This is a genomic window from Sphaerochaeta sp. S2 (assembly GCF_016406725.1).
In the GTDB taxonomy this organism is placed as follows: domain Bacteria; phylum Spirochaetota; class Spirochaetia; order Sphaerochaetales; family Sphaerochaetaceae; genus Sphaerochaeta.
The window spans coordinates 1-8366 of the sequence record NZ_JAEKNT010000282.1; the positions used below are offsets into that span (position 1 = coordinate 1).

Consider the following 8366-nt stretch of genomic DNA (forward strand, 5'->3'; position numbering starts at 1 on the left):
AGCCAAAGCGGAGCAACCTGAAGAATCCTGAGATAAAGAGCGAAGTTTCAAAAACAGCAGGAGGATTCTCCGTTACCGTAAGCTGTACCTATCCTGCTTTCGAGGTCGCACTGGAAGCTGAGGGCATCAGTGGTGTATTCAGTGACAATCTGTTTGCAATCCGTCCTACCGCACAGAAAGTGGTCACCTTCAAGCCAAGAGGAGAAGTCAGCCTGGAAGATTTCAAGAGGCAACTGAAGATATATGATCTTTGGGGAAGCAGTCACTAAGGGCAATCATCATTAATCGCTAGAGGGAAGTTTCTCTCTCTGTGAATGTAGGGAAATTTTCCTGAGATAGTAATGCACAAGACAGGGGAGCCTTTCGGCTCCCCCATTTCTTGTTATGCTTGTCTGTACTTACTGGTTCTTCTTCCAGCTGTCCCAAGCTTTCTGTACTTCAGAGGCAACCTGAGCAGGAGCCTTGTCTCCAAGACCGATTTCCTGCAAACCGGTGTTGATGACATTGTAGACGTCACTGTGCAAGACACCGTCGATAACCGGGGTAATCGGGGTGTGTGCGGCATAGTAGGCAGCTCTCTTGGCAATGAACGGCTCAAGATTCTTCTCTTCAACGACCTTCTCAACATCAACATTGAGGTTTGAGGGGAAGGAAGCACCAGTGGTCAGGCGGTACGTCTGTACATACTCGCCCTGCAAGTACTTGATCAATCTCCAGGCAGCAGCTTCCTTGGCAGAACCAGCAGGAATGTTAGCACTCATTCCCCAGCCAGTTCCTACAACACCACTGTTGGAGTTCTTGATAACTTCACCAGGAAGGTTGGGAATGACCATGAGCTCGAAATCGTTCTGCTGTGATTCTGGGCTGATCAAAGCCTTACCGGTGGTGATATCAGTCTGGAAGGATGCAGTGGACCAGTCGCCATCAATGTAGAAGGCAGCTTTTCCGCTTGCGAAACTACCACGAGAGGAGCCGTAGGGGCTGCTCAGGCTGTTTCTGTTAATCATTCCAGAGCTATACATGTCATCAATCAACTCAAGGGACTTCACGAACCAATCATCAGTAAAGTCGATTTTTCCGGCTGCAAGCTGGTCATACCAATCAACTCCGCCGTAACGTCCAACGACCATGGAGAAGAGACAGCTCTGCATGACCCAAGCATCCATGTTATCCATGGCGATCAAATCAATGCCTTTTGCCTTCAATGGCTTGACCATTGCCTTCATCTCATCATAGCTCTTGGGAAGATCAAAACCATTCTCACGGAGCACCTTTGCATTCACATAGAGCATGTGTGTGGTGGTGACACCATTGGGAAGTTCTGCAAGATATCCAGCGAACTGAGGAGCGGTGGTTGCCGGGTTGTATTGATCAACCAAGCCATCTTTCTCGAGGAACGGCATCAGGTCTTTCACACTATTTGTGGTATGAAGGCTGGTGGAACGACCACTGGGCCACATGTACAACACATCAGGCACCTGGCCACTAGCAACGTAGGCTTCGGTCTTCTGGTGGAAAGGCTCATTGAAGAGATCCTCACGGACCAGCTTGATGTCTGGATTCTCTTCTTCAAACTTGTCCCATACCATCTTGATCTCATTGGCACTGTTTGGCTCGGACATGTCAATGTAGTTCAACACGGTAAGCTCTACTTGCCCAGATGCACTAGCATCTTCCTTGGTACCTTGAGCAAAAACTGATGTTACTACCATCAGCAGCGCAAGCGCCAATACGGAAATTTTCTTAAAACCAGTCATTTTTACCTCCTAATGACTTCTTCTTGCATTCCTGCGGTTGGACTCCCCACCCGCTCGGTTCTTGTTTCACCACACCATATTGCAGGTGTGAAGTAATCCCTATCTTATAGTTCATACTTTGTACAAACTAATGCTACCATCACAACCACCAGCTGTCAAACAGTTTCACCTGTTAGCCTTTTACAGCGCCGGCGGCGACACCTTTGGTGATCTCCTTGCGGAAGAACATGTAGAAAAGCAACATCGGAATCAGTCCAATCACCAATGCAGCAAATTGCTTTCCGAAGTCACTACTCAGAGCTCCTGCAAACTTCTGAACTCCGACCGGCAGGCTCTTGAGAGCATCACTACTGGTCAGGATATTGATCAACATAAACTCATTCCAAGTACCGGTGACTGTAAGAATTGCAACAGTCACACCGACCGGGGCTGCCATCGGGACAATAATGGAGATGAATATCTTCATATAGGTTGCGCCATCGATACGTGCAGACTCAACCAAGGCAGTGGGGATGGACTTGATATACTCAGTGCCAAGATAGATACCCATCGGCATTGCTATCCCAATATAGGGGATCAGAACACCAAGGCGGGAGTTGTACAGTCCCACCCAGTTGATGATCAGGAAGAGTGGGACCATGATTGACTGGAGGGTTAAGAGCAACCCAATGACAAAGGAGCCATGGATATACTTGGTAGCCTTATTGGGAATCTTCGCAAATGCAAAGCCTGCCATGAAGGAGAACACTAGTGTTGCTACCGTGGTAATACCTGTGTAGATGATACTGTTGAGTATCAGACTGGGGAATTTTCCCCTGACCCAGGCATCCTGATAGTTGATCAGGACCCAATCCTGCGGTATGCCCAGTTTATTCAACTGAAACTCGGTTGTGGTCTTGAAGGAGTTCATCACAAGCCATAGCAGAGGATAGATGGCCATGACCGTAAAGAAAATCATGACAGCGTAGGTCAAGCCCAGATTGATTTTTGCCCTGGTTGAGCGGGTATCTTTTACATCACGCATGGTTACTCCCTCCCCCCGAACTTTTTCTCAACCCACTTGGTCAAGCCGATAAGAATAAAACTGATCACTACCATCACCGTACTGATTGCATTGGCCAAGGGATATCTCGGGGCTCCCTTGAAGGCCTTGTCGAACATGTAGATGGAGAGCACACTGGTACGATTTGCCGGTCCACCGGCAGTCATAACATAAATGAGGTCAAAACTCTTCAACGACCCACTGATAGCGAGAATCGCTGTGGTGACCAGTACCCCCGAGAGTGCTGGAAGAATGACATAGCGAAGCGTTTGCCCCTCAGTCGCACCATCGATTCGGGCTGCTTCAATGACGGCACTGTCAATTTTCTGCAGGTTGGCAATGAAAATGATCAGATACATACCGGTATACATCCAGAGGATTACAAAGAGAACCGGCAGCATAGGGTGATTGCTGATCCCATACTCATATTGAGGATTAAACAACCGCACCAGTTCAGGGAATGCACCATAGGGGGCGAAGAATGATTTCCAGAGAATACCAATGACAACGGTGGATATGACGGTAGGCAGATAGATCATGGTCTGGAAGAAATCTGCAAACTTCACAATTCCTCGGTACAGCACATAGGCTAAAAAGAATCCAAGGGGGATCTGTCCAAACACGGATACAAAGACAATCCACATATTGTTCTTCAATGCCAGGTAGAAATACTCATCAGCAAAGAGATTCTGATACCACTTGAAGCCAACCAGATGTACCGGCTTGCCACCAAAGAGTTTTCCTCCACTATAATCACTTAAACTGAGAAAGATCGAAAACAGCGTCGGGAATGCCATAACCGATATATAGATGAGAAAGCCGGGAAGCACCAAGGTCCAATAGGCCCTTTTCTGTTCTCGCTTCGCATCTGCCAGCGTATGCGTTTTAGGCATGCGTAACCTCCAACCTGGGTTTTTTATATGTTTTCTTCCTAGGGTATGCTTGATCGATGACATTCTCCCAATCGAAATGAGTACGACTTTCAATTTCTGAGAGCTCAGGAACTGCAAACAGCTTCTGCAAGAACATGGTCGCAGCTCCCTTTGCTACCACAAACTCGTCCTTGGTATCGAAAAGCAGTTTGCATCCAATCTTATCCATGACAGCAAGGAATTGCGGACACTCCTCCTTGAGGAACTCCCTGATTCTGGTCTCATCACTGAACGGTTTTCCATGGACAAAAAAGACACGGGGATCCAGTACGGAAAGGATGGGAACGAGGGATCCGAATAGATCTTTCATGAATGTCTTCCATGCGTTTTCATCAGAGACTGACTTGATCAGGAGATCTTCCGGTAGGCCAGTCTGTCCCTTGTTATGCTCTCTCCAGCTCAGCGTGCAAATTTCACCGCTGCTGTGATGGGAGCCATGATATACTTTCCCACCAATGGAGAGCCCGATACCAACACCGATACCTGCACGGTCCCCAAACTGATAGTTCCCTTCATGGTAGTCTGCAATCATGCACATGAAATCGCCCAGATTCACATTCCTGTTGATCGTCATCTCCAACCATGCAGTGCAGTTCGCATCATTCTCTACAAAAACCAGTACGTCATATCGTTTTGCAAAGAAATCATAGAAATCATAATTCTTAAGGCCGAAGGGTTCTGCATACATGATGATGCCATCCTCTGCATTCACAATACCGGGAATTCCGGCAATGACGGCAAGCAATGGTATGGAGAGCTTCTCAATCTCTGTGAGTACCAGGTCCATCAGGAAAGTAAGGATTTCATCAAATCCAACTTCCGGCAGTTTCCCTTTGCTCTGGTAAAGCAAGCCTCCGGTTATATCCAGAATGACCGCCCTATAGTGGGAAGGCTGGATATCGAAACCGACCACACAGCCAAAGCGTTCATTCAGCTTCAGGCGGATCGGCTTCCGTCCACCCCTGCTTACTCCACTTCCCTCTTCTCCCTCATAAACAACCTCGTCATCAATCAAGGCACTGATGATATTGGTAACGGTGGAGCGATAAAGGTTCAGTTCCCTGGCAATATCGACCCTGCTGATACCTGGACTTTTCCAGATCAACTGTGCAACCAAGGAAGTATTTGCATTTTTCTGAAAATTGTTGTTGTTGATTCTCATGCTGGTTCTGTATACTCCAGGTACATAGGCGTAGGATTTGTTTGTTCGCTCTCTGTACAAACTAAGCGTAACACTGCACCTCCCCACTGTCAAGCAATATTTACGCAAGTTTGTACAACCTTTGTACTTGACTTCAGCTTCCAGCCGTGGTAGGACAAGATCATGGCCAAAACAAATACAGCAAAAGCAAGTGAAATCTTGTTTCCCACACCCAGAACCGTTGAAGACAAGGAAGGATTCTTTCGCTTCCACGATGGTATTACCATCGCAGTCGATCCTTCCTTCACATCCCTCATAGAGACTGCCCCTGCACTCCTGCAGATACAACCAGGTGGAGAAGACATCCTGGTAAAGCTACAAAAGGGCTTTCCAAGTGAAGGATACAGCCTCACCATCGGCAAGAAGCAAATAGTGATCAGGGCAAGCGATGAGGAAGGTGCTTTCCGTGGGATCTCTACCCTGAGAAACCTTACCTATACCTCTGACCATAGGCTCCCTTGTTGCGCTATTGAGGACTCCCCTTCCTTCGCTTGGAGAGGGTTCATGATCGACTGCAGCAGGCACTACTTCAGCCCTGCATTCCTGAAGAAACTGATCGATGTAGCCTCGCTATATCATCTCAACCGTTTTCATTGGCACTTGAGTGACGACCAAGGTTGGAGAATTCCCTTGGATGGTTGGCCACAATTGGAAAAGGTAGCGAGTAAGAGAACTCTCCTGCAATACATGGACGGGAGAACATACGGACGGTTGTACACCAAAGAGGAGATACAGGAGGTCCAGTCCTACGCCCATGCTCGCCATATGATCGTGGTACCGGAGATTGAGACTCCAGGACATGTCTCTTCCCTACTTGCAGCATATCCACATTTCGGGTGCAGTGGTGGACCGTATGAGGTACAAGATCGTTGGGGAATCTTTGACGAAGTACTCTGTGCAGGGAACAACCAGGTGCTGGAGTTCCTCGAGGATGCCATTACCCAGATAGCTGCACTGTTCAGCGACCCCTATATCCACATTGGTGGGGATGAGTGTCCTCACACTGCCTGGGAATCCTGCCCCAAATGCCAGAAGAGAATGCAAGAAGAGGGATTATCCAAGGAAAAGGAACTCCAGAGCTGGATGACCAGTAAAATCTGTGCAATGGTAAACAAGGCAGGCAAACGCCCTATCGGCTGGGATGAGGTACTTGAGGGTACAGAGTCCCTTGGTCTCCCCGAGGATTTAATCGTGATGTCCTGGAGAGGTGTTGCCGGTGGCATTGAAGCAAGTGAGCGAGGACATGAGGTGATCATGTGCCCCAATACCGATGGATGTTATTTTGATTATCAACATACTGATGATGAGGAAGAAATGGGGAATTTGGGTGTGAGCAGCATCACCCAGGTAGCCCAATTCGATCCACTTGCTGGACTAAAGGGTGAAACGGACCGTGCTCGGGTACTGGGAAGCCAAGGAAATCTTTGGAGTGAAAAAATCACGAACGGCCGACAAGCAGAATATATGCTGTTCCCCAGGTTGATGGTACTGGCTGAACGGTTATGGAACCCACAAGAACCAGAAAAGACATTGGACAGAATTCCGCTTTTGTATAAAGTTTGTGATGCTCTATCAATACATTGTTATAGAGGTCCTCTTGCCTGACCTCTTGCTTTCCACCAGAGAGCTGTGATACCACTAGGGTACCACCTTCTGGTGGATTTTCTCTAGTGCAGGCCCTGCTTCCGTTGGAATGCGGGCCTGCTTTTTCTTTGTTCAAAAAGAAAGCTGCTCCCCTAAGGAAACAGCCTTGCATTCGAGTACGATACCCAATCCTACTCACCCTTTCTGGCAAGTTCCCTGGGAATATGTATGAGATGCTCTTCACTTTCGCGGTAAAACGTGGCAATGAAGCCGATGATACTGATCAAATCACTATCCGTCTTCTGGGCCAACTGTTCTGAGAGAGGTCTCATCTCATCCTTCTGTGCCTGAAATTTTACCTTCACCAGCTCATGGCTGGATAAGGCTTCATTCAAAGCAGATACTACTCGGTCATCAACACCCTCTTTGCCGACCATGACAATCGGCTTAAGGGAGTGTGCTTGCGACCGAAGGAAATTTCTCACACTGCTATTCATAGGAAGTACTATACCTAGTCCTTGTACTTTTGTGCAACTACGAAGCGCTTCACTTTTTTGGTACTGGTCATCTCAAGCGGCTCATCCACCACGGTGACACGAGTGATTTTCTTGTAGGACTGCAACTCCTTGTTCACTTCGCTCACAATTTGCTGCATCCTCTCCTCAATTTTCGCCTTGGCCGAATCCCCGTGCTCTTTTGCCATTTCATCACGATACTTTTCAGCAGGATATATCAAGGCCCTGATCCCTTCACTCTTGTTCTTCTTGTCAATGATATACCCGATCACACAGATGGTATCTATCTCAGTGTAGAGTTGGAAGTGATCCTCAATCTCCTCAGGGAACACATTCTTGCCACCCTCGGTAACGATGAGGTTCTTTGCTCTTCCCGTCAGGTAGAGATACCCTTGTGCATCCTGATAGCCGACATCACCGGTATTGAGCCATCCATCCTCAAGGACCTCAGCAGTGGCTTCTGGGTTGTTGTAATAACCCTGCATGACCATGGGTCCCTTGATATAGATGATTCCATTACCCTCAGCATCCGGATTCATGATCTTGACCTCGGTCTGGGGCAGCTTCTTACCGACCGAGCTCTCAATATAAGCTTCAACTGGATTGAGGTGGGTGATGGGACTGGTCTCGGTAAGGCCATAGCCCTGTACAAAATCAATTCCAAGCTGGTTGAACATCTTGAAGGTAGAGGCAGGAAGCGGTCCACCCCCACTGATACAAATACGGTTGGTATCGAGGGAGAGCTTCTTGAGCAAGAAGCCGAACATCTTCTTTCCGACATTCACCTTGAATATCTTTTTCAGGACACCGGATACTCCCATCATGAATCGTATGATCCCATAGAGAACAATGCCCTTCTCCTTCACACCATTCATCAAAGCAGCAATCATCTTGTTGAAGAGCATAGGAACAGCAAGGAACATTGTTACCTCGCCATCCTTCAGTTCCTTGAGCACTTGGCTGATTACCAATTTCTTGCCGAAGACAATGGAAGCACCTACACTCATGGCTTCAAAGAAGACCGCCATCATGGTGTAGGAGTGATGGATTGGAAGAATTGCATAGAATACATCAGTGGGGTACAGCGTCATATTCCCCTGTGCAAGGTAACAGTCTGCAACCATGTTCCTGTGGCTCAGCATGACACCCTTTGGTGTTCCTGTAGTACCACTGGTGAAGAGAATCGCAGCGGTATCCTCGCTCTCTGCCCTATGCCTATCCTGAGCCTCTGCCTTGAGGTCCAGGACAAAGGTCATGTTTCCTTCTTTCTCCAGGGATATACGGTCAGTCAAGCCAAGCTTATTCTCTGCGTCAAAGGTTTCCACACGTTCAGCA

At 47.9% G+C, this 8366-nt stretch carries 8 protein-coding genes; 2 read left to right on the top strand and 6 right to left on the bottom strand.

Annotated elements, in window-relative coordinates:
* A partial coding sequence (locus JF818_RS08135) for a glycoside hydrolase family 2 protein (protein WP_304945011.1) occupies window positions 1-269 on the top strand: 269 nt, incomplete at its 5' end.
* Window positions 270-398: 129 nt separating this feature from the next.
* Here JF818_RS08135 and JF818_RS08140 read toward each other — a convergent pair.
* The 4 genes from JF818_RS08140 to JF818_RS08155 all read right to left on the bottom strand — a co-directional run bounded on the left by JF818_RS08140 (window position 399) and on the right by JF818_RS08155 (window position 4893).
* Window positions 399-1757 carry an ABC transporter substrate-binding protein gene (locus tag JF818_RS08140; RefSeq protein WP_198891523.1) on the bottom strand — a complete coding sequence of 453 codons (1359 nt, stop codon included), beginning with the start codon at window positions 1755-1757 and terminating at the stop codon, window positions 399-401.
* A 172-nt stretch (window positions 1758-1929) separates the two neighbouring features.
* Entirely contained in the window at window positions 1930-2781 is an 852-nt protein-coding gene (locus JF818_RS08145) for a carbohydrate ABC transporter permease (protein ID WP_198891524.1), read from the bottom strand.
* A 2-nt stretch (window positions 2782-2783) separates the two neighbouring features.
* Window positions 2784-3692 carry a carbohydrate ABC transporter permease gene (locus JF818_RS08150; RefSeq protein WP_198891525.1) on the bottom strand — a complete coding sequence of 303 codons (909 nt, stop codon included), beginning with the start codon at window positions 3690-3692 and terminating at the stop codon, window positions 2784-2786.
* A complete protein-coding gene (locus JF818_RS08155) occupies window positions 3685-4893 on the bottom strand; it encodes an ROK family transcriptional regulator (protein WP_233066840.1) in 1209 nt (402 codons plus the stop codon). Before JF818_RS08155 ends, JF818_RS08150 begins: the two co-directional genes overlap by 8 nt.
* A 162-nt stretch (window positions 4894-5055) precedes the next feature.
* Between JF818_RS08155 and JF818_RS08160 the strand changes: the two genes are divergently transcribed.
* Entirely contained in the window at window positions 5056-6537 is a 1482-nt protein-coding gene (locus JF818_RS08160) for a beta-N-acetylhexosaminidase (protein ID WP_198891526.1), read from the top strand.
* A gap of 170 nt (window positions 6538-6707) precedes the next feature.
* On the opposite strand, the gene JF818_RS08165 is transcribed toward JF818_RS08160, so the two are convergent.
* Window positions 6708-7013: a YhbY family RNA-binding protein gene (locus JF818_RS08165; RefSeq protein WP_198891527.1), complete on the bottom strand. Its 306-nt coding sequence runs from the start codon at window positions 7011-7013 to the stop codon at window positions 6708-6710.
* A gap of 14 nt (window positions 7014-7027) precedes the next feature.
* On the bottom strand, window positions 7028-8366 hold a 1339-nt coding region (locus JF818_RS08170; RefSeq protein ID WP_198891528.1), incomplete at its 5' end, for an AMP-binding protein.

Bases quoted from the DNA above. Each gene is read 5' to 3' on its own strand.
- JF818_RS08140 (WP_198891523.1), bottom strand. From the start codon at position 1,757: ATGACTGGTTTTAAGAAAATTTCCGTATTGGCGCTTGCGCTGCTGATG.
- JF818_RS08145 (WP_198891524.1), bottom strand. From the start codon at position 2,781: ATGCGTGATGTAAAAGATACCCGCTCAACCAGGGCAAAAATCAATCTG.
- JF818_RS08150 (WP_198891525.1), bottom strand. From the start codon at position 3,692: ATGCCTAAAACGCATACGCTGGCAGATGCGAAGCGAGAACAGAAAAGG.
- JF818_RS08155 (WP_233066840.1), bottom strand. From the start codon at position 4,893: ATGAGAATCAACAACAACAATTTTCAGAAAAATGCAAATACTTCCTTG.
- JF818_RS08160 (WP_198891526.1), top strand. From the start codon at position 5,056: ATGGCCAAAACAAATACAGCAAAAGCAAGTGAAATCTTGTTTCCCACA.
- JF818_RS08165 (WP_198891527.1), bottom strand. From the start codon at position 7,013: ATGAATAGCAGTGTGAGAAATTTCCTTCGGTCGCAAGCACACTCCCTT.